This is a genomic window from Paenibacillus solani (assembly GCF_050475945.1).
Taxonomy (GTDB): Bacteria; Bacillota; Bacilli; order Paenibacillales; family Paenibacillaceae; genus Paenibacillus_AQ; species Paenibacillus_AQ solani_A.
In genome coordinates this window covers 37,902-59,311 of the sequence record NZ_JBCMXJ010000007.1, presented here as the reverse complement: position 1 = coordinate 59,311, position 21,410 = coordinate 37,902, and the positions used below count along the sequence as shown (strand labels likewise).

At 47.9% G+C, this 21,410-nt stretch carries 19 protein-coding genes; 4 read left to right on the top strand and 15 right to left on the bottom strand.

Going from position 1 to position 21,410, the window contains the following annotated elements; translation table 11 throughout:
* Positions 1-164: 164 nt before the first annotated feature.
* Positions 165-839, bottom strand: coding sequence for a hypothetical protein (locus ABEQ74_RS08450; RefSeq protein ID WP_430121408.1), 675 nt, complete (start codon positions 837-839; stop codon positions 165-167).
* A 257-nt stretch (positions 840-1,096) separates the two neighbouring features.
* On the opposite strand from ABEQ74_RS08450, the gene ABEQ74_RS08445 reads away from it, so the two are divergent.
* The 4 genes from ABEQ74_RS08445 (at position 1,097) to ABEQ74_RS08430 (ending at position 5,066) form a co-directional block, all read left to right on the top strand.
* On the top strand, positions 1,097-1,774 hold the full coding sequence (locus ABEQ74_RS08445; RefSeq protein ID WP_430121406.1) for a response regulator transcription factor: 678 nt from the start codon (positions 1,097-1,099) through the stop codon (positions 1,772-1,774).
* Positions 1,771-3,150: a sensor histidine kinase gene (locus ABEQ74_RS08440; RefSeq protein WP_430121404.1), complete on the top strand. Its 1,380-nt coding sequence runs from the start codon at positions 1,771-1,773 to the stop codon at positions 3,148-3,150. Before ABEQ74_RS08445 ends, ABEQ74_RS08440 begins: the two co-directional genes overlap by 4 nt.
* 117 nt (positions 3,151-3,267) lie before the next feature.
* Entirely contained in the window at positions 3,268-4,368 is a 1,101-nt protein-coding gene (locus ABEQ74_RS08435) for an ABC transporter permease (RefSeq protein ID WP_430121402.1), read from the top strand.
* Positions 4,368-5,066 carry an ABC transporter ATP-binding protein gene (locus ABEQ74_RS08430; RefSeq protein WP_430121400.1) on the top strand — a complete coding sequence of 233 codons (699 nt, stop codon included), beginning with the start codon at positions 4,368-4,370 and terminating at the stop codon, positions 5,064-5,066. Before ABEQ74_RS08435 ends, ABEQ74_RS08430 begins: the two co-directional genes overlap by 1 nt.
* Before the next feature lie 406 nt (positions 5,067-5,472).
* Here the strand turns inward: ABEQ74_RS08430 and ABEQ74_RS08425 are convergent, their stop codons facing one another.
* The 14 genes from ABEQ74_RS08425 to ABEQ74_RS08360 all read right to left on the bottom strand — a co-directional run bounded on the left by ABEQ74_RS08425 (position 5,473) and on the right by ABEQ74_RS08360 (position 21,162).
* Complete coding sequence (locus ABEQ74_RS08425; RefSeq protein WP_430121398.1) at positions 5,473-6,762, bottom strand: adenylosuccinate synthase; 1,290 nt, start codon at positions 6,760-6,762, stop codon at positions 5,473-5,475.
* Positions 6,763-7,115: 353 nt separating this feature from the next.
* Entirely contained in the window at positions 7,116-8,480 is a 1,365-nt protein-coding gene (gene dnaB, locus ABEQ74_RS08420; RefSeq protein WP_430121396.1) for a replicative DNA helicase, read from the bottom strand.
* Position 8,481: 1 nt separating this feature from the next.
* Complete coding sequence (rplI, locus tag ABEQ74_RS08415) at positions 8,482-8,925, bottom strand: 50S ribosomal protein L9 (protein ID WP_053490770.1); 444 nt, start codon at positions 8,923-8,925, stop codon at positions 8,482-8,484.
* A complete protein-coding gene (locus ABEQ74_RS08410; RefSeq protein ID WP_430121394.1) occupies positions 8,922-10,922 on the bottom strand; it encodes a DHH family phosphoesterase in 2,001 nt (666 codons plus the stop codon). Before ABEQ74_RS08410 ends, rplI begins: the two co-directional genes overlap by 4 nt.
* 11 nt (positions 10,923-10,933) lie before the next feature.
* The gene (locus tag ABEQ74_RS08405) at positions 10,934-11,860 is read right to left on the bottom strand and encodes a DUF2232 domain-containing protein (RefSeq protein WP_430121392.1); all 927 of its coding nucleotides are present in this window, start codon (positions 11,858-11,860) and stop codon (positions 10,934-10,936) included.
* Positions 11,857-12,159, bottom strand: a complete 303-nt coding sequence (locus ABEQ74_RS08400; RefSeq protein WP_174819218.1) for a MazG-like family protein — start codon at positions 12,157-12,159, stop codon at positions 11,857-11,859. Before ABEQ74_RS08400 ends, ABEQ74_RS08405 begins: the two co-directional genes overlap by 4 nt.
* A 232-nt stretch (positions 12,160-12,391) precedes the next feature.
* Entirely contained in the window at positions 12,392-12,826 is a 435-nt protein-coding gene (locus ABEQ74_RS08395) for a CBS domain-containing protein (RefSeq protein ID WP_053490767.1), read from the bottom strand.
* Positions 12,827-13,057: 231 nt separating this feature from the next.
* Complete coding sequence (locus ABEQ74_RS08390; protein ID WP_430121390.1) at positions 13,058-14,044, bottom strand: LCP family protein; 987 nt, start codon at positions 14,042-14,044, stop codon at positions 13,058-13,060.
* Between the two features lie 255 nt (positions 14,045-14,299).
* Positions 14,300-15,259, bottom strand: coding sequence for a D-alanyl-D-alanine carboxypeptidase family protein (locus ABEQ74_RS08385; protein WP_430121388.1), 960 nt, complete (start codon positions 15,257-15,259; stop codon positions 14,300-14,302).
* Positions 15,260-15,476: 217 nt separating this feature from the next.
* Positions 15,477-16,442 carry an ABC transporter ATP-binding protein gene (locus tag ABEQ74_RS08380; RefSeq protein ID WP_430121386.1) on the bottom strand — a complete coding sequence of 322 codons (966 nt, stop codon included), beginning with the start codon at positions 16,440-16,442 and terminating at the stop codon, positions 15,477-15,479.
* Complete coding sequence (locus ABEQ74_RS08375; protein WP_430121384.1) at positions 16,442-17,416, bottom strand: ABC transporter ATP-binding protein; 975 nt, start codon at positions 17,414-17,416, stop codon at positions 16,442-16,444. Before ABEQ74_RS08375 ends, ABEQ74_RS08380 begins: the two co-directional genes overlap by 1 nt.
* Positions 17,417-17,427: 11 nt before the next feature.
* Positions 17,428-18,351, bottom strand: a complete 924-nt coding sequence (gene opp4C, locus ABEQ74_RS08370; protein ID WP_430121382.1) for an oligopeptide ABC transporter permease — start codon at positions 18,349-18,351, stop codon at positions 17,428-17,430.
* Positions 18,352-18,363: 12 nt separating this feature from the next.
* Positions 18,364-19,326, bottom strand: a complete 963-nt coding sequence (locus ABEQ74_RS08365) for an ABC transporter permease (protein ID WP_430121380.1) — start codon at positions 19,324-19,326, stop codon at positions 18,364-18,366.
* Between the two features lie 66 nt (positions 19,327-19,392).
* The gene (locus ABEQ74_RS08360) at positions 19,393-21,162 is read right to left on the bottom strand and encodes an ABC transporter substrate-binding protein (protein WP_430121378.1); all 1,770 of its coding nucleotides are present in this window, start codon (positions 21,160-21,162) and stop codon (positions 19,393-19,395) included.
* Positions 21,163-21,410: the final 248 nt, after the last annotated feature.

Here is a 21,410-nt window from a genome sequence, read left to right as displayed (position 1 = left end):
TTCGATCTTTGTCTACTTTAACATAGCCATAACAATCATTTCAAGTTTGCGAAAACGATCAAAAACCCGCGCCGGACGCGGGTTTCCTTGTTTTTTCCAATGCACTGTTCTGACAAGCCATTGACAATATCGTGACAGAATGGGCCCTCGCCCCCATCGTTGCCTTAATCTTTAAGCATGGAGATCAGTTTATCGAATTCTTCAGGATTCAAATATTTGGAGATGCCCTGCTCGATTTCTTCAAGCTCCGCCGCAGTTAGCCCATCTTCCATCGCTTCGGATATTTTCTGCATTTCAGATTGGGGCAGCTTATTCATCAGGATCGTAAAAATCTCTTCCTTGTCCTCTGTAGACAAACTACCTTTCCGATCCACGATATCCCCTGGGGTCATCACAATCTCTTGGTCTTCCAGGGAGGAGTTTCCGGACTCAGTCGTATTCATGCTCATCACAGGCAATGAATTATCTGGTGTCTCGTTCTCTGGTGACTCAACCGTCGTTTCTGATGGTTTCGTACTCGGCTCATCATCCTCGGTTTGGCCAGCATTAGCGTCCTTCCCTGCGCCCGATATCGAATCTTTGGCAGTAGACCCCTTATTTTCTGTCTGACCGCTTTCCTTGGCGGCATTTACACTATCCTGCTTTGAACCGGAGCCGATCCCCAGCATCGCCTTCATCATGCCACCCACACCCATGGACTCCGTCTCCAACTGAATATTAAAACTGGACAGCACCGATTGAATATAAGCGTTCACTACGAAGCCTGTCGTCACTATCGTAAGCGTGCTCACCAGGAGCGTGGTCAGGCTGACTTTCAGCAGCCATTTCATCCAATTCACTTCCAACTCTCCTCCTATCACATATCTATGTCTCATATACAAGATCATAATTGCTTCCTTCTTCCAGTATTGACCGTACTCTATCACTTCAATCGCTGATTCTATATTTTTTCATGGTTGCATTGATATAGTTCATGATTCTCCCGGTTTTAGGCCACAATACTTCCAGGCTATGACGTCCGCAATCGACCAGAGAGGGAGATATATGATACATATATAGTCATTGGGACTGCTTATGAAGGAGGTTCATTCCACTCATGATTCATATATTAATCGCCGATGATGATCCGCATATTCGGGAATTACTGCAATACCATCTTCAATCTGAAGGCTATACGGTGTACACAGCTGCCGACGGAGAGGAAGCTTCTGCCCGCTTGACGAAGGAACAGATTCACCTGGCTGTCGTGGATGTGATGATGCCGAATAAGGACGGTTATCAGCTTTGTGAAGAAATTCGCCGTTATTATGATTTCCCCGTCATCCTGCTGACGGCCAAGGATCAGCTCGTGGATAAGGAACGGGGCTTTGCGGTAGGCACCGATGACTACTTGACCAAACCTTTTGAACCAAGGGAGCTGCTGTTTCGGATCAAGGCGCTGCTGCGGAGATATCAGATGGTGAGCGCCGATAAGATCCATCTAAACGAAACCATCATCGACCGCAAAAGCTATGAAATCCAGGGACACGGCAAAGTCCTGATGCTGCCGATGAAGGAATTCGAGCTGCTCTCCCAGCTTGCAAGCTATCCCGACCGAACTTTCTCACGTGAAGAATTGATTGAGCTCATCTGGGGTACCGACTTTGACGGAGATGATCGGACTGTGGACGTTCATATTAAACGACTGCGGGAGCGTTTCGCTGACCGCACTGGAGATTTTCACATCCGCACCGTCCGTGGAGTGGGGTATAAACTGGAGGCGGGACCGCAGTGAAAACCCTCTATTCACGAATCGTCCTCACAACGATTGCCATCATGGTGATTAGCAGCTTTATTGCTTTTGTCCTGTCAAATCTCTACTATCAATTCAATCTCAAGCCTTTCAATGATCAAAAAGTATCCGCGATGGCCAAGGACATCGGGAATTTTTATGACAGCCACCCTGAGATCAATATTCATGAATACCTCCATCATCTCGGGCAGCTCGGCTATCAATTCTATCTGGTGAACGACCAAGGGAAGGAGTGGCTTTATGGGGGCATTTTCCGTAAGCAGGATCTCCCCTCCGAAACGGTCCAGCAGGTGCTGGGCGGCAGCGTCTACCATGGGATCGCCGCGTTCCCGTCGGGGCTGTTCATTACCGGTTTTTTCGACAATGTGTTAAGCAACTCCATCGGTATTCCACTGCAGGTTGGCGGCACTCCGCATGCGCTCTTCATCAGGCCCGATATCACTGTTCAGTTCGGGGAAATGCGCATCTTCTTCTCCATTATCATGGTGATTGCTATCCTGCTGAGCATTCTGCTTGTCGGTGTCATTACGCGCTTTATTGTGAAACCGATCGTGAAGTTAACCGAGGCTACCCAGAGTGTTGCACAGGGCCAATACAATATCGAGCTGAATGTGTCGCGGCGCGATGAGCTGGGGCAGCTCGCGGATCGTTTCTCCCAAATGGCCAAAAGCCTGGCACAGCTTGAGCAGATGCGCCAGGAGTTTGTGTCCAATGTATCGCATGAGATCCAGTCGCCGCTTGCCTCGATTCAAGGCTTCTCGCAGACCCTGCAAACCAAGCACTTGTCCGAGGAGCAGCAGCAGCATTACTTATCTATCATTGAGGCCGAGAGCCGCCGGATGTCCCAGCTCAGCAAACAGCTGCTTATGCTGGCATCCCTTGATAAGGAAGAGAACATTCTGGAGAAGACCACCTTCGACGTTGCCGAGCAAATCAAGCAGGTATTATTCCATACCGAATGGAGCTGGCGCAGCAAGGACCTCACGATCGATATGTCACTGCCCTCCACCTATATCTATGGTGATCAACGGCTGCTGCATCAGGTATGGACAAACCTCATCACCAACAGCATTAAATACACACCTGCAGAAGGCGTCATCTCACTGCGTATCACCGAGCAAAACAAACATTGCCGTATTGAAGTTTCGGATACCGGCATCGGGATTCCGCAAGAGCATCTGCCCCATATCTTCAATCGCTTCTATCGTGTAGATGAGGCTAGGGACCGCTCCGAGGGCAGCAGCGGACTAGGCTTATCCATCACACTGAAGATTGTAGAGCTGCATGGCGGACGCATCGATGTGACGAGTGAGCCGGGCATGGGCGCCACCTTTACGGTGATCCTGCCAATCATCTAATACCGCTGCTCTAGTTCATGCTCTGTTCATATTCCATTCCTATACTTGAGGCATGTCCCGTTAGATATAAAACCAAAGGGATAATTTGCAACCATTACAGGAATGGAGTTGAGAACCATGTTTCTTGCATTGCGTGAATTTCGACATGCGAAGCTGCGTTATCTGTTGATCGGTTTTATTATGGTGCTGATCGCCTGGCTCGTCTTGTTCGTGACGGGACTGGCTCAGGGACTATCCTCCGATAACGCCTCTTCCGTCCAAAATATGAAAGCCGACTACCTCGTGCTTCAAGAAGATTCCGACCATCGGATCAACCGATCGGTGCTTACAGATGAACTATGGAACGAAGTCCGAAACCACCCCGGAGGAAGCGATGCTGCTCAGCTGGGCGTTCATATGAGCACCTTGACCAAGGAGGGCTCCTCAGGCAAATTCGATGCAGCCTTTTTTGCCATCGACATGGAGAGCATTCTAGCTCCCAAGGTTGTGGAAGGCTCCCGGATTAGCAATACAGATGTAGGTGTTGTCATGGCGGATCGCTCCTTGAAGGATGACGGCTACCGTCTGGGCGATCGGATTGTCGATCAGGCTTCGGGTGCGTCTTTCGAGATTGCGGCATTTACGGAAGGACAGTCCTTCAGTCATGCACCGGTCATCCATATGAATTTTGAGGGCTGGAAATCCCTTCAGCCCGGCGGATCGAAGCACGGCACCATCTATAATGCAATTGCTTTGAATGGCAGCACGGAGCAGATGGAAGTCCTCGCTTCGGACATACCCGGCATCGAGCTCATAACTAAGAAGGAAGCGCTGCAGGGTATCCCCGGTTTTAAAGAAGAACAAGGCTCGCTCATCATGATGATTGTTTTCTTATTTGTCATCGCGGCTTTTGTGCTGGCTGTGTTCTTCTACGTCATTACGATTCAAAAAATGAACCAGTTCGGCGTCCTGAAAGCAATTGGAGCCGGAACCGGCTATCTGGCAAGGAATCTAATATTTCAAGTCCTGTCCCTTACCCTGGTTAGTCTTGCGATCAGCATCGGTCTGACGTATGGGGTTTCCTACCTGTTAGCCGGCGTTGTGCCGTTCTCGCTAACCCCGTCCATTGTCCTGCTCTGTTCTTTACTGTTCCTAGCAGTATCCCTATTGGGATCGCTATTGTCGCTCTATCGGGTCATCAAGATCGATGCAATTGAAGCTATCGGGAGGGCTGCATAATGACACAATCCAAACTGTTGATTGATCAGGTAAGTAAAGAATTCGGGGATGGCGATACGTCAGTAAAAGTGCTGGATCATATATCGCTGGATATCAAAAGTGGGGAGTTTGTCGCGGTTGTCGGGCCTTCAGGCTCGGGTAAGAGTACCTTTCTCTCCATTGCGGGAGCGCTGTTATCCCCTTCCCAGGGGCGTATATGGATGAATGATCAGGAGATCACCAAGTTATCCGCCAAAAAAATGAATCAGCTGCGTCTGAGCCATATCGGGTTTATCTTCCAATCTTCAAACCTCATCCCGTACTTAACCGTCCGGGATCAGCTGCTCTTAATGGCCAAGCTTGCAGACCAGCATGGTCCGGAGCCGAAGCAGCGGGCAGATGATCTGCTCCACCGGCTGGGTCTATCCCATCGCAAATCTCACTACCCTGAGAGCCTGTCCGGCGGCGAGCGTCAACGCGTTGCCATTGCCCGTGCATGGATGAACGATCCCGAGCTTATTCTGGCAGATGAGCCTACCGCAAGTCTGGATTCCGAACGGGGCCGAACTGTGGTCCAAATGCTCGCCGATGAGGTAAAGCTGCGCCAGAAAGCCGCTGTCATGGTTACGCATGACCAGCGTATGCTTGATCTGTGTGACCGAATCATCTATATCGAAGACGGCAAGCTCTCCGAGCAGCCGCGGCCGATTCAGCTATAACAACAGGAAAGACCGGATTTATCCCGGGTACCTGAGTACCTAAGCGGATGAATCCGGTCTTTATTCATGATTATAGAATTTATACCTTGCCAGCAAAGCTGAACTCATTCGATAATCGCAAGCGAAGCTACCATATAAACGGTATGGCTTCTGTCCCTCCTAAGTAAATCTGACTGCATCCTCCGCTGTCTTTAGCCCCAATTCCAAATGTTCAGCGTGCTGTCTTATATGTCTCTCTCCATTATAGGGTTCATGGAAGGTTAACTTAGGGATAATATTGTCAGGAGCGGGGACAAATTCATCCAAAAAAAGAAACCTGCCGACTCCATAGTCAGCAGGTTGAACGCAAAGCTTAGGATATAGGTCAAGGGATTGTCCCCTTCTTATCCTTGTATCTTAAATCGAATTATTGCTCATAGATCGGAAGCACCTGATTAGTCTGCTCCCGGTTACGGCCAACGGAGAAGATAGCAATTGGAATGCCGGTCAGTTCGGATACACGTTCTACATAGCGACGCGTATTCTCTGGCAGGTCCTCCAGTGTCTTCGCTCCAGTAATATCTTCACTCCAGCCTGGCAGCTCTTCATAGATTGCTTCGCACTCGGCGAGCATTTTCAAGCTGGCTGGGTAGTGCGTAATTTCCTCACCGCGGAATTTATATGCGGTACAGATCTTAACCGTCTCAAGTCCGCTGAGCACATCCAGCGAGTTCAGGGACAAGCCTGTAATTCCGCTTACGCGGCGGGCATGGCGAACAACGACGCTATCGAACCAGCCAACGCGGCGGGCACGCCCTGTTACCGTACCATATTCATGTCCTTTTTCACGGATATATTCGCCGATTTCATTATCCAGCTCTGTCGGGAAAGGTCCGTCTCCGACACGCGTCGTATAGGACTTAGCCACACCGATGACCTGCTGAATCTTCGAAGGTCCCACTCCGGAGCCGATACATACGCCGCCAGCCGAAGGATTCGAAGAGGTTACGAACGGATACGTACCTTGGTCGATATCCAGCATAACGCCCTGTGCGCCTTCGAATAGAACTTTTTGATTGTCATCAATCGCATCATTCAGGACAACGGAAGTATCACGCACATATTTACGAATAACCTCAGCGTACTCCAGGTATTGCTTCAGAATCTCTTCAACATCCAGTGCTTCTCCCTCATATACCTGGGTAATCACTTGGTTCTTCTCCTTCACCAGATGGCGAAGTTTAAGCTCGAACTCCTCCGCATCCATCAGATCTGCGATCCGGATGCCGTTACGTGCTGCTTTATCCATGTAGCAAGGACCGATTCCCTTGCGCGTTGTACCAATTTTGTTCGGACCCTTGCGGTCCTCTTCCAGGGCATCCAATACCATATGATAGGGCATGATAACATGGGCACGGTCGCTGATCACCAGATTATCTGTGCTGAACCCGTTATCATGAATATAATTAATCTCTTCAATAAGTGCAGCCGGATTAACGACCATACCGTTTCCGATTACACAAGTTTTATCTTTATAGAATACTCCGGATGGAATCAAGCTAAGCTTGAATTTTTTACCGTCAATCAGAATGGTGTGGCCGGCATTGTTGCCGCCTTGGTAACGGGCTACCACGTCAGCACTTTCCGCCAAATAATCCGTGATCTTCCCTTTCCCTTCATCTCCCCATTGCGTTCCCACAACGACTACCGTTGACATATTCATTCCTCCGCCCGGGCTTGTTACACCCTTTAGATTTCATCAAACACTTTTAGATAAGTCTGTACATGTTGACTCACCAATATCCGCTGCAAAAAGCAGCAACTAAAGTGTAACAGTCCCTTTTTTTAAAGTCAAATGCAAAAACGAACAATTGCACACCTATGTGTACAATTGTTCGGAAATAGGACGAGATTATAGAATGATCACTGTCATATTCGGAGATTTGCCATAAGAATGCCTATATTTACAGTCAGCGGCAAATCTTGGAGTGATCTTCGAACTTCACTATAGTGGGTTTCCTGTTACTTTAAGTAATTATGGAAAAACCCCGCTGATGATGAATACTGCTGCTATCCAGCAGCAAAGGCATCGGCATGCGTTCGCTCATAATTGACGAATTTATTGAAGTTCTTCAGGAAGACCAGTTCTACTGTACCTACCGGACCATTACGCTGTTTAGCAATGATGATCTCGATGATGTTTTTCTTCTCCGTTTCCTGATTGTAGTAATCATCCCGGTATAAGAACGCAACGATATCGGCATCCTGCTCGATCGAACCGGATTCCCGCAGGTCACTCATCATCGGACGCTTGTCCTGACGCTGCTCCACACCCCGGCTGAGCTGTGACAGCGCAATAACCGGCACCTCGAGCTCACGGGCAATCTGCTTCAGTGTACGCGAAATCTCGGATACCTCCTGCTGCCGGTTCTCCCCGGGTTTACCGCGCCCATGAATGAGCTGGAGGTAATCGATCAGAATCATGCCGAGCCCCTTCTCTTTCTTCAGACGGCGACACTTCGCACGAATATCGGCTACCGTCACACCCGGAGTATCATCAATATAAATCTCCGCTTCGGATAGAGCAGCGATGCCCATCGTCAGCTTGGACCAATCCTCATCGCCCTTAAAGTCACCGTTACGCATTACGCCGGCATCCAGGTTAGCCTCCGCACAGATCATACGCTGAACGAGCTGCGGTGCGGACATCTCCAGACTGAAGATGGCTACTGTTTCCTTAGCGCGTATGGCCACATTCTGGGCAATATTCAACGCGAAGGCTGTTTTACCTACAGAAGGACGGGCAGCCACGATGATCAAGTCGTTGCGCTGAAATCCGCTTGTCATTTTGTCCAGATCCACAAAGCCGGAAGGAATCCCCGTTGTATTCCCCCGGTTCTGGTGCAGGACCTCCACCTTCTCGAATACTTCCATCAACACATCGCGGATCGCAATAAATCCGCTGCCTGTACGTCGATTAGAGATCTCCAGAATGCGGCGCTCCGCCTCGCTGAGCATACCGGACACATCTTCTCCTCCGGTATATCCTTCACTGACAATCTGTGTTGCGGTTCGGATCAAACGCCGCAGCATCGATTTCTCTTCGATGATTTGAGCGTAATAATCCACGTTCGCAGCCGTCGGAACGGCATGGGCCAGCTTCGCTAAATAGCTGACTCCACCGATCTCTTCCAGCTGCCCTTTATCTTGCAGAAGAGATGTAAGGGTCACCAGATCGATCGGCTGATTGCCTTCCCCGAGCTGCACCATGACTTCATAAATCATCTGATGCGACTTGTCGTAGAAGTCCTCGGACTGTACCCGCTCCATCGCTGTGATCAGCGCTTCACTTTGCAGCAGAATGGCACCCAGCACCGCCTGTTCTGCTTCAAGATTCTGTGGTGGGACCCGATCGAAATAGAGTTCTCCTCCCATATTACTCCTCCGTAATTTGAACCTTGAGCGTCGCCTTGACGTCAGGGTGGAGCTTCACCGGAATCTGGGTTACGCCCAGGCTGCGGATCGGATCGCTAAGTTCAATTTTGCGTTTGTCGATTTTGATTTTCTGTGCGGCCAATGCTTCAGCAATTTGTTTGCTGGTGATGGCCCCAAATAAGCGGCCGCCCTCTCCGGCTTTAGCTTTGAGGACTACCGTCATCTCTTCCAGCTTTTTACCTAATGCCTGTGCATCTTCCTTCTCTTGCGCCTTACGCTTATCCTCTGAAGCCTGCTGTTGTTCGAGCGTCTTCATATTGCCGTCCGTTGCCGGGCGAGCAACGCCTCGTGGAAACAGAAAGTTTGTTGCATACCCTTCTGATACTTCCTTCACTTCACCTTTCTTACCTTGACCCTTCATATCTTTAATGAAAATTACCTTCATTCGAATAACCCCTCTTTCGCTTCAATGTCCTTCAGTACCTCCATCAACATCTCTTCCGCCTTCTCAGGCGTTGTGTCAAGTTGTACTGCGGCATTCGTCAAATGTCCGCCTCCCCCGAGACGTTCCATAATCATCTGAACATTCATCTTGCCCATGGAACGGGCGCTAATGCCAATCTTGCCGTCCGTGCGTTGACCAATAACAAATGATGCCTGCACATCCGTCATATTCAGCAGCATATCCGCTACTTGAGCGATGAGCAGCTGCGGCATAGGCTCCCCGCTCTTTGATACCGCAATAGCGATATGATCATATACCATTTTAGCATGTTTCACGATTTCTGCCTTAGCTATAAATTCTGTCAGATCTTCCTTCAGCACCCGCTGAATCATCATCGTATCGGCTCCGTGACGCCGCAGGAAGCCAGCCGCCTCAAACGTTCTTGATCCTGTATGCAAGGCAAAGTGCTTGGTGTCCACCGTAATACCAGCCAATAATGCCGTGGCCTCCACCGGAGAAAGAGATACCCGCTCATGAATATATTGCAGCACCTCGGTCACCAGCTCGCAGGTGGAGGAAGCATACGGTTCAAGATAGATCAGCACCGCGTCATTGATAAACTCTTCGCCGCGTCGGTGATGATCCATGACAACGACCCGGCTTGCACGCTGCACCAGCCTTGGTTCCATTGTCATGGAGGCTTTATGGGTATCCACCACCACCAGCAGCGTATGCTCTGTCATCATCTGCATCGCCTGCTCTGTCGATATGAATCGGCTGATCAAGGCCTCGTCCTTACGGACCTCTTCCATGATTCTAGAAATGGACGGATTCATTCCCTCCATCACGATATAAGCTTCCACCTTATACATGCGGGCTGCTTTCAATATGCCGATTGCTGCGCCGACGACATCCATATCCGGCAGCTTGTGACCCATAATAATCACATTGTCGCTCTCCTGCATCAAATCACGCAGCGCATGAGAGATGACGCGTGCTCTTACGCGCGTCCGCTTCTCCACTGCATTGGATTTACCGCCATAGAAGGAGAGCCTCTGACCTGCCTTCACAGCTGCCTGATCGCCGCCACGGCCGAGGGCCATGTCGAGACTGGATTGTGCCAGTTGACCAAGCTCGTTAATGTCGTCTGAACCGAAGGCTAGCCCTACGCTGAGCGTTAGCGGCACCTTCAAATCCGCGGTCATTTCCCGAACTTCATCCAAGATGAGAAAACGGCTGTTCTCCAGTGCTTCAAGCGACCTGTGATTCAACATCATCAAATAGCGATCGGAAGAAAGCCTCCTTAAATAGACATTGAATTCACGAGCCCAATTGGTGATCTCACTGGTCACTTTTGCGATCAATGCCGTACGCTGCTGATCATCCATGCCCTGTGAGGCTTCATCGATGTTATCCATCATGATAATGCCCAGGGCCAATCGCTCATCTTCATAGCGCTGTCGCAGCACCGCCAGTTCGGTAATCTCATCCAGATAGATCAACCGCTCATCCGGGATGACCGTAGCTCCATAAAACTTATCCTCATGGGAGATTTCAAGCCGAATTTCCTTCGGCAGCTTATCCTTGGGGTCCTTTTTCTCCTGGCCTTCCTTCATCGCTGCCACCAATTGAGGGAACAGCTCCTGTAAGGACATGCCTACCAGCGACTGATGCGGAAACATGTTGACCACGAAGCGGTTATGCCATTCGACCGTCTTGTCTTCACTGTACAGCACAATTCCGAATGGAAGCACGCTGACCGCTTCACCTTCAACCCGCTGAATCCGAAACGACAAATCCCCGATATAATCCACCAGATCGCGGCGGAATCTCATCTCTGCCCTCAGCATGGCATAGCCGCCTACCACCGCAAGCAGCAGTCCGACCAGTCCGAGAGTCGTATTGTAATACGACAGGAAAATAACTAGCAGAAGCACCAGCGCAAACGCCCAGACGGTATGATAGCCGTGCCAGCGTTTCTGCAGGAATTTAGGCATGACTTCTCACCCTATCTTTTGTTTTTACTAAATGCCTGGCGAAGCGGAAACGCCAGATCCAGGATTCCGATAATCATAGCCGGCGGAAACAAAACAATCGGTATTGCTGTCAATAGAGGTACAATGGGATTCCATTTCCGCTCATGAGCGAGATAGTAGAAGAATCCCAGCGCTTGGATCATAAAACAAATCTGAAGCAATGGTGTGGCATTAGCGGTGATCATCTTCATGAAGGTATTGTCCGATTTGTAGGTAGCTATATTGATGAAGAATATCAGCAGATAGTACCAGAACAGGGAGCGCGGCAGCATCCACTCTCTGGCTGGCTTCAGCCGTGGTACAGACAACCCCATGCTATTGAGTGTAGGCCGTGCTATTGCATGGGTCACCACAGTCATGAGGAACGAACTGATAATCATCGCAAATGGAACCAAGCGCATCGTCTGGTCTTTGATTAACTGTGTATCCAGCTCAGCGCCAAGAAACTGGCTGCCAAGGCCTCCTTCAACGCCCATGCCGCTAAGCGGTGCCGTCGTCATCTGCACAATTTCATCCACATACTCCGACAGATTCATTTGGAAGAAAACGGTGCTGACCATCAGCAGAACGAGCATTTCCACCAGCATAACAGCCATTCCATACTTCAACACTTGCATGGCTGCCTTCCGCTTTCGATATAAATACCCCATAACGATCCCCGGAATCGCAAAATAGATTGCGAGCAGCAAATATATGGGATGAATCAGAAGTGCGATCAGCCATACTGGCACAATATGAATGATAAAAGACTTTGTATTCAAAGCCGTAAATAGAACCGCAACCGGTACAACCAACAAGAATGCCGTTACGATCGAAAAGGGTGTGAGCAGTGATAGCAGCAGAAGCAAATATATGACGCTCCATGCCGCTGTAGTCCAGCGAAATTTCAATAGGTTCACCTCTTACGCAAATGTTCTTCGAGCGCGGAAATATCCTGGTACCAATCTTCCAGTTGATGTCCTTCCTGCTTATGCTTCTTCAATTTCTCTAACAAGAGATCATCCAAATCCCGATAGGTCAAGCCGAGCCTTCGGCCCAGTATGTAAGAGCTCATCATCAGGCTTACCAAACTGTCTCCAACCTTTGTAGTGCTGCCTTCCCATAGAGCTTTGAATAACCGGGATACATTGTCAATTACTTCGGTTTTGAGCCATTCAATTACTTTGGCGCGTTTAGCTACGTCCAAGTCCTTCGGCATATTTGGCATTCCCATCTCTCCCTGAAAACAGCTTTATTCTCCATTATAGCATAAAAAAAAGCCGCTCACACAAAGGCCAGGGGGACCCGGCCTCCCCCTTAAGACCCAGTGGAATAAGAGCTGATCTTTGCTAGAACTCGCTACATCCTATGATCTTAAGAACAGGGCATGTTACCCCGTAATTCTCGTGGTCCCATGCCCTGTATCTTTACATCTTAATATGAATTATGAATTATGATGCCCCGTGCGACTCCATCGTCTCCTTGGAAACAAACCGTTCACAATACTCAATAATCAGGCTTCTGCGTACAATACCGATAAAACGGTTCATGTCGTCTACGACAGGGACAAAGTTTTGCACCTTGGCCAGATTAATGAGATCCTCCATCCGGGCATCAATCGACACCGGCTTGATATCCATGCGAAATGGGACATCCTTTAACAAAAATTTAGAAGCGTTCTCAAAAGTGATTTTGCCTTCCGAATTCTTCATATGCCACAACAGATCACCCTCGGTCACCGTCCCTGCATACTGACCGTTCTTGTCGAGTACCGGCACAGCCGTATACCGGTGAAATTCCATCCGTTCCAGCGTCTGCCTAAGCGTTGAATCCAGCGTTAAACAGATCACTTCCTGTTTCGGCAATAGAAAAAAAGCGATATTCATAATGCATTATCCTCCTTATGACTCCATCGTTATGCAGTCATGTTAAGTAACCCTCTGATTTTAGGCCTTAAGTGTATAGGTTACTCCTTCCCCTATCCATACTCATACATACGTTGACATCATCATTCTGATTCCCTTGTATAGGGCACAAAATCAGCAGCCTGGCATTCCGGACTGCTGATTGAGATGAAGCAACGTACTATGACAACATCCGGGCTGTGCCGGGTTTACTTATTGCAACTTCTGCTTCTCTGCATCTTGAGGCTGCAGCAGCTGGTCTGCCGGCGTATCGGGATTCATCCAGTTGTCAATTAGATCACGGGCTTCCTGCACGTCTTCCATGTCAGGATCGCTATAATAAATGCCGCGAATCTTCATGTCTTTCCCCATAATCGTGTAGCTGGTCATATCCACCTTGCCGCCGGTCAGCATCTGCTTCGCCAGGTCAATGATGAACTTGGGCGGCATATCCGTTTGGAAATTATCTCCCATGATCTCAATCAGTTCCGGCACCTTGCCGATCTGATCCAGCTTCATCACCCGTTTGGCCGCTACATCCAGGAACACCTGTTGTCTCTTCGCTCGATTAAAGTCGCTATCTTCCCGATAACGAACATAATTCAAGGCTTCTTCCCCATTGTATATTGGCTTGTTCGCCTTAATCGTAAACTTCTCATGGTCTTTGCCTTTATTGACGATATCCTTGCCGATCGGCAGCTCTACCCCGCCAATAGCGTCAACAACATCCTTCAGTCCCTGAAAGTTAATAGAGGCATAATAATCAATTTCTTCATCGAAAAAGGCCTCCATCGTATCTTTGGCCATTTGGTGGCCGCCAAATGCATACGCATGGTTAATCTTGTCTTTACGGTCCTTGCCGATAATGTCGACATACGTATCCCTCGGAACCGAAATCAAGAGCACTTTGGATTCCATGGGACGTACAACCGCATAGATCAATGTATCCGAACGCGCAGGTTCATCCTTCCGCTGGTCACTGCCTAGCAGCATAACCGAGAACGGCTTGCTTTGAAGTACGACCGGTTCAGGCGCCTTGTCGCCCTGAAGCGGCTTATATGATTTTTGTAATGATTCCTCTACATCCTTTGCCATAAACAGGTCAAATGCCACGATAGCAAGCTGCGTTCTAAACAAGAATGCGCATGAACCCAGCAATATGACAACGGCAAGAGTAATATATATTGATTTCCTCTTCATGAGTTCAATTCCTTCTTTATTATAAAATTTAATAAATGTTGGGATAAGTCAGATCGTCAAAAGTACGTGCATGTACCTGAAGCTACTTGGCTCACCCTCCTTTCCTTATTAAACGGGAAGCTGCCCTGTTGACTCACTTCCGCCTCGAAGGCCAGTTTAACCCATGATCTATTGTAAACCAGATGATTGCCAAATGTGAACCCTTCACGTACAGTTCTATAAAACTACCATTTTTAAGGCTAGCGGTTATGCCAGCTAATTATACAAAAGAGCAGCTGCGGTTTCCGAGAATTGAAACCAGTCATCCAGCCGCTCTTTTAATGTTAATGTTTTGGCGAATCCGTAGTCAAACAGCTTTCGCGTCTCTTCAAATCTTGCTTCTCTGGACTCTGTCCCCATGACGACAGCAATAAGTCTGCTGCCTTGCTTCTCCGCTGTTCCCGTGAAGCAGTATCCTGCGCTTGCCGTATACCCTGTCTTTAATCCATCGGTTCCTTCGTAGGAATAGGGGCCTCCCAGCGAGGGGAGCATCCAATTCGTATTGCTTATATATATATTTCGTCCATTGATCTTCGTCTGCGTCTTGCTCGAGGTATTCAGAATATCCGGGTGGCTCTTGATCAGATGCGCTGCCAGCTTAGCCGTATCTGCAGCAGTCATTACGGTTTCTCCATCGGATGTCCACTCTTCATTGTTGGACGTTCTATTCTCTACACCCGAAGCGTTCACAAAGTGAGTCCCATGGGATAAGCCAATCTCTTGTGCCTTGGCATTCATCTTCCGGACGAAGGCCTCTTCCGAGCCGGCAAAATGCTCAGCGAGGGCAACAGCTGCATCATTGGCTGAATAGACCGTTATGCTCTGAAACAATTCGCGAACGGTCAGCGTATCGCCTGATTTCAGGGCGAGCTTCACACCACTTACATTCGTAGCGTAATCGCTTATTTTCACTTCATCGTCCCAGGATCCCTTTCCGGTCTTAATTTCGTCCAATATAACCAGTTCAGTCATCAGCTTGGACATGCTTGCAGGCGGCAAAGGCACATCGCCATTCTCGCTGAGCAAAATACGCCCGGTGTTTAAGTCCATCAAGACAACCGCTCGCGCGTCTACCCTTGGCTTAAACCCCGCTCGTTCAACATTTCCTATGATAACCGCCCCTACGGGTACGGTAATTAGCAACAACATGATCAACCAAAGCCACCGTTTTCGCATAGAATTTAGCCCTCCATAATAATAGACGGATGAAAAGGGCTTTTGGTCTGCTTTTTTTCGAAAATATTTTTCTAGAAATTTCTGTAAGTTCGATTATGGCACGTCAAAATAACGAAAAAGGACCCCACCCGTCCGCAGACGGAGGAAGTCCTATTATGAATACGGTAAATCTAGTTACTCTCTTATCCCGGTTAACAATCTGGATATAAGAGTCCTATTAAGCGTAGTGACAAGCCACAAAGTGGTTATTGCCTACATCGCGGTATTCCGGTACTTGCTGTTTACAGAGATCTGAAGCCAATGGGCAGCGAGTGTGGAACTTGCAGCCGGATGGTGGATTTGCCGGGCTAGGAATGTCGCCCTTGAGTACGATCCGATCGCGCTTTAAGGTTGGATCCGGTACCGGGACTGCTGACAACAGTGCTTTGGTATATGGATGCAGCGGATTGCGGAACAATTCTTCCTTGCTAGCCATTTCTACCATCGAGCCCAGATACATTACCCCAATTCGGTTGCACAAATGCTCAACCACGCTGAGGTCATGAGAAATGAACAAGTAGGTCAGCTGCTTCTCACGCTGCAAATCACTGAGCAAGTTGATAATCTGTGCTTGGATCGAAACATCCAATGCAGATACTGGCTCATCCGCTACGATAAATTCAGGGTTTAGAATCAACGCACGGGCAATCCCGATCCGTTGGCGCTGTCCACCGGAGAACTCATGCGGATAACGATCATAGTGATAAGCGGCAAGACCACAAATCTCAAGTGTTTCGATCACACGCTCTTTAAGTTCCCGGCGGTTAACCAAGCCATGGTCGATTAATGCTTCACCGATAGCCTCGCCCACCTTAATTCTCGGGTTTAGGGAACTGAATGGATCCTGGAATACAATCTGCATCTTGGGACGCATTTCGCGCATTTTGGTCTTGGATAATGAATGAATATCCTGACCGTTAAAGATCACTTTACCTTCCGTCTTCTCCAGCAAGCGAAGGATTGTCCGTCCGATGGTGCTCTTGCCGCAGCCGGATTCACCTACAAGACCGAAGGACTCTCCCTTGTTGATGGTAAAGCTGACCCCATCAACCGCTCTGACATTCCCAACCGTCCGTTGAAAGACGCCGCCAGTGATGGGAAAGTATTTTTTCAAACCGTCAACTTCGATTAATGCCTGACTCATTATGCTTTCCCCTCCTCTTCATACAACCAGCAAGCGACCTTGTGGCCGTTAGGATCAGTACCGAGCGGAGGCGTTTTCTCTTTACAGATCTGCATACAGAACTCGCAGCGATCATGGAAATGACAGTTGTCTCCAAGATCCACCGGGTTTGGTACCTGACCGGGAATGGAATACAGTCGTTCCTGCGTCTGATTAATAACCGGCTTCGCTTTTAATAGTCCTTTCGTGTATGGATGCTTCGGCTGCTTGAAGAGCTCAATAACAGGTGCTTCTTCAATAACCTTCCCTGCATACATAACAACTACATAATCCGCCATCTCGGCTACCACACCGAGATCATGCGTAATCAGCATGATGGACGTATTCAGCTTTTCCTTAATATCACGCATCAAATCCAGAATCTGAGCCTGAATCGTAACATCAAGCGCTGTCGTCGGCTCGTCGGCAATCAGAAGCTTTGGATTACAGCTGAGCGCGATGGCGATCATGATCCGTTGGCGCATACCGCCACTGAGCTCATGCGGATAAGAATCGAAAATCTTCTCTGCACGCGGAATGCCGACCATATTGATCAATTCGATGGCGCGTTTTTTGGCCTCTTTCCGATCGACAAGCTGATGCAGCAGAATAGGCTCAACAATCTGCTCTCCGATCGTTAATACCGGGTTGAGCGAGGTCATTGGCTCCTGGAATATCATAGCAATATCATTACCGCGGATAAAACTCATCTCGCGCTTACTCATCTTGAGCAGGTCTTTGCCTTCGTACAGTATCTCTCCTCCTACCGGAGGCGTATCAATTAAACGCATAAGAGACATGGCTGTCACACTCTTACCACAGCCTGACTCGCCTACCACGCACAGTGTCTCACCTTCACGAATGGTGAAGCTTACATCGTCGACGGCTTTTACGGTGCCTGCGGAGGTTTGAAAATGCGTTTTTAAGTTGCGGAATTCTACTAAATCTTTTGCCATATTCGCATCTCCTACTTCTTCATTTTCGGGTCAAGTGCGTCGCGAAGCCCGTCACCGATTAAGTTAATCGCAACAACGGTCACCAGAATACACGTCCCTGGCGGAATCCATAGCCATGGCCGTTTGCGGAAGTCAATGAGATTGTTGGCGGCAGAGATCATATTTCCCCATGACGGCGTCGGTGGAACCACACCGATTCCAAGAAAGCTTAGTGAAGATTCAAAGATAATGGCCCCTGCTACCCCTAATGTTGCCGATACGATAATGATCGGAATCGTGTTAGGAAGCAGATGACGGAAGATTTTCCGGCGATCTTTGAGCCCTAAAGCTTCGGTCGCTTGCATGAATTCCTGCTCGCGGAGTCCCAGGATTTGACCGCGAACGAGACGGGATATACTACTCCAGCCGAGTATCCCGATGATTAACATTAGGTAATAGATACGATCCGATGGCTCTACCTTCAGGTCCGACAAAATCGCACCAAGAATGATCAGGATCGGCAGTGTAGGCAGTGCCATAAAAATATCAGCAATACGCATAATCAGCGTGTCCACCCATTTACGATAAAATCCTGCTAGAGCTCCCATGGTTGCTCCGATGATGACCGAAATGCTTGTCGCAACTAGTCCAACCAAAAGAGATATCTGGCCTGCAAGCATCATGCGCAGCAGGATGTCGCGCCCCAGCTTATCGGTGCCCAGCCAATATTTCGAGCTAGGAGGCAAGTTCTTATCGAGCTTATTGTAATCGTACAGATCATAAGGTGAAAAATGTGGGCCAATAAAACAGAGCAAAAACATAAATACAACAATAAAAAGTCCGATAACAGCAAGACGGTTTCTGGCAAAACGGCGAATCGCAATTCGCCACGGGGAATCCGGCCGCTTCTTCGGAACTGGTAGATTCGTTTTTAATGGTGCAGTCTCTGCGGACAATTGAATCTCCTCCTACTTTAAGCGAATTCTTGGATCAGCAGCTCCATACAGAACGTCAGACAACAGGTTGCCCAGAAGTGTCAGTACGGATATGAATACTGTGAAACCAAGCATGAACGGATAGTCCCGCATATTGATCGATTCCAGATAAACTTGACCGACCCCGGGCCAGATGAAAATCTTCTCCATGATAATGGCTCCGCCAAACAGGGACGGGAGCTCAAAGCCCATGAGAGTTATAGCAGGCAGCATCGCATTACGAAGTGCATGCTTGAATATTACCGTACGTTCTTTCAATCCCTTTGCACGCGCTGTACGGATGTAATCCTGACGGATAACCTCCAGCATGCTTGTTCGGAAATATCGTGTCAAACTGCCTGTGCTCAGCATCGTAAGCACGGTAACTGGCATGACCATATGCCATGCAATATCAACCAGTTGATCCCATGTGCTTCCATTCAATCCTGAAGTCTTCATGCTGCCAACAGGGAACCATCCTAAATCCAAGGCAAAAAACTTGATGAAGAGGAGTCCGATAAAGAAAGAAGGCAGTGACATACACAAGAAGATGACCAGGGTTACGATCTTATCGAATAATGAGTACTGGAACTTCGCTGAGAAGACACCAGCAAAAGTAGCTATAATCCAACTGAATATTAAAGCGAAAATCGCAACAAAAAATGAATTCCATACGTAATTATTCATTACGGTTGTAACTGGTTGCTTGTGCACAAGGGAATCTCCGAGATTGCCCTTTAACATATTGCCGACCCATGTAAGGTAACGCTCTACAGGGGGCTTATCTAAACCATAAATTTCCCGAAGCTGAGCTGCTTTTTCAGCAGTCATCGTCGGGTTATCCACTGCAGTGATATAATCACCTGGCACTAAAGATGATATAGCAAATATGATAATCGAAATCCCGATCAAGGTCGGGATGATCTGCAGCAGCCTCCGGATAATGTACTGCTTCATAATATTCCTCCCGGCTTATAAGTGCATATGCCCAGCTCTTGTGAGCTGAGCATATGGTTCCTGATGCTATTGTTGAATTTCTGCTTTGTACAGATCAATTGCAAAGTTTTTGTAAGGTGTGATGTCAACACCGTTCAATCTGGAGTTGATCGCCCATGCGTCACGTCTTTGATAGATCGGAAGATCCGGAACGTTCTTGTTCAACGCTTGATATGCTTCAGCATAAGCTGCTTTACGCTCTTCCAAATCAAAGGCATTCAGACCTTTTTTCATAGCTGCATCATATTCTGGATTGGAGAATCCGATGTCGTTTTGCTGTCCGTCCGTAATGTATACGGTGGAGTCTGGATCTGGAGTCAAGCCCCAAGCAGCAAAGAACATTTCAAACTCGCCTTTATCCTTCTTATCCATGATCGCATTAAAGTCCAGAGTCTCTGTTGTCAATTTAATACCCAGTTCTTGATAGTTCTGCGTCATAATTGGAATCAACGCATCAATTACCGGGTTGTCAGCCGTTGCAGAGAAGTGAATATCGAGTTTCTTGCCGTCTTTCTCGCGAATGCCGTCAGCACCTGGTACCCAGCCTGCTTCATCAAGAAGCTGCTTTGCTTTCTCGATATCAAATTCATACGGTTCAATACCTTCGTTCGTGTAAGCCCATGATTCACTGGATTGTGGAACATTGATTACGTTCGCATATGGACCATAAATGATTTCAACAATTTCAGCACGGTTCAAACCGTAGAGCAGAGCCTGACGAACTTTAACATCTTGGAATTTAGGATCTTTATGGTTCAGTGCAACATAGCCGTAACCATTCGTTGGGAAGATGTTAATATCCAGGAAGCCCATCTCTTTCAAAGCTTCTACGTTATCTTCGTTCACGGTAACCATATCCATATCGATTTCACCGGATTGGAACATCGCCAATTTGGTTTCATCGGTTGTAGTCTTGTAGATGACGTTCTTGATTTTTGGTGCGCCCAAGAAATAGTTAGGATTAGCTTCCAATACTACCTCTTGTCCAGGAGAGAAGCTCTTCAGCACATATTGACCGCTGCCGATAGGTTTAGCATGCAGATTTTTCATGTACTCCAGGTCGCCCTGCTTGTAGTCTTTGCCATAAACGGATTCTGGAACGAAGAAGATAGTACCCAGATTATCCTTAGTCATAGCATTCGCTTCAGTAACTTCAATTTCAATGGTATTGTCGTCGATAACTTTAATACCGGAAATCTCGTTAGCTTTACCATCGTGGTATTCTTTTCCGCCTTTAATGTTGACGGACATAATGTCGGATTGACCGTCATAGCTCTTGTCATGTAAAACTTTCATTGCAAAAGCATAGTCTTTTACAGTAACTGGATCACCGTTAGAATAAGTCACACCCGGCTTCAGTTTGAACGTGTACTTCAATTTGTCTTCCGATACTTCTACACTCTCAGCGAGGCGATTATTGTAAGTTCCATCCCCGTTCAGAGAGAAGAAAGAATCAAAGATAGCGTCTACAACAAAACGATCATATGCTGTCTGCCAGTAGAATGGGTTAAATACCCCTTTAGGTGCTGTCATACCCACAACGAGCGTATCTTTACGATTTAACGCTGCTGATGGGTTAGCAGATGGATCTTCTGCTTCGAAATAACCTTGGCTTTCGTCTTGGCCTTCAGCCGGCGGTTCTGTAGTCTCTTCGCCATTGCCTTCAGCTGGTGGTGTTGTTTCTTGCTGTTCCCCTTGACTTGGTGGCTGTTCTGCTGTTTTCCCGCCGCCGCATGCTGCTAGAACCGTGATGGTCAGAAGCATGAGAGCCAGCAGGAGTGACATTCTTTTCTTCATGCAAATCCTCCTCTTAAAAAGTGTTGTTGCATATAAATTATCAGGACGAATATTGAAATCATCCTTAAATAATTTCGGTACTTGTTCTAAAACTTCTCGGGTGTCATCGCATGATGAAAGAACTTGAAAGTTTTACAGAAAATATACCATTGGTCAATTAGTGCCAAAGTCTCTAGCATTATCTACTTGCCTATAAAATTAATGTTATGATACGTGTAAATTTAGGTAACGTCAATTACTTTTTTTCG

Excerpts from the sequence above, each read along its gene's own strand:
- ABEQ74_RS08380 (WP_430121386.1), bottom strand. The coding sequence starts at position 16,442 with ATGAGTCAGGCATTAATCGAAGTTGACGGTTTGAAAAAATACTTTCCC.
- dnaB (WP_430121396.1), bottom strand. The coding sequence starts at position 8,480 with ATGGGAGGAGAACTCTATTTCGATCGGGTCCCACCACAGAATCTTGAA.
- ABEQ74_RS08430 (WP_430121400.1), top strand. The coding sequence starts at position 4,368 with ATGACACAATCCAAACTGTTGATTGATCAGGTAAGTAAAGAATTCGGG.
- ABEQ74_RS08375 (WP_430121384.1), bottom strand. The coding sequence starts at position 17,416 with ATGGCAAAAGATTTAGTAGAATTCCGCAACTTAAAAACGCATTTTCAA.
- ABEQ74_RS08425 (WP_430121398.1), bottom strand. The coding sequence starts at position 6,762 with ATGTCAACGGTAGTCGTTGTGGGAACGCAATGGGGAGATGAAGGGAAA.
- ABEQ74_RS08400 (WP_174819218.1), bottom strand. The coding sequence starts at position 12,159 with ATGCCGAAGGACTTGGACGTAGCTAAACGCGCCAAAGTAATTGAATGG.
- ABEQ74_RS08365 (WP_430121380.1), bottom strand. The coding sequence starts at position 19,326 with ATGAAGCAGTACATTATCCGGAGGCTGCTGCAGATCATCCCGACCTTG.
- ABEQ74_RS08385 (WP_430121388.1), bottom strand. The coding sequence starts at position 15,259 with ATGCGAAAACGGTGGCTTTGGTTGATCATGTTGTTGCTAATTACCGTA.
- ABEQ74_RS08445 (WP_430121406.1), top strand. The coding sequence starts at position 1,097 with ATGATTCATATATTAATCGCCGATGATGATCCGCATATTCGGGAATTA.
- ABEQ74_RS08360 (WP_430121378.1), bottom strand. The coding sequence starts at position 21,162 with ATGAAGAAAAGAATGTCACTCCTGCTGGCTCTCATGCTTCTGACCATC.
- ABEQ74_RS08435 (WP_430121402.1), top strand. The coding sequence starts at position 3,268 with ATGTTTCTTGCATTGCGTGAATTTCGACATGCGAAGCTGCGTTATCTG.
- rplI (WP_053490770.1), bottom strand. The coding sequence starts at position 8,925 with ATGAAGGTAATTTTCATTAAAGATATGAAGGGTCAAGGTAAGAAAGGT.
- ABEQ74_RS08410 (WP_430121394.1), bottom strand. The coding sequence starts at position 10,922 with ATGCCTAAATTCCTGCAGAAACGCTGGCACGGCTATCATACCGTCTGG.
- ABEQ74_RS08390 (WP_430121390.1), bottom strand. The coding sequence starts at position 14,044 with ATGAAGAGGAAATCAATATATATTACTCTTGCCGTTGTCATATTGCTG.
- ABEQ74_RS08395 (WP_053490767.1), bottom strand. The coding sequence starts at position 12,826 with ATGAATATCGCTTTTTTTCTATTGCCGAAACAGGAAGTGATCTGTTTA.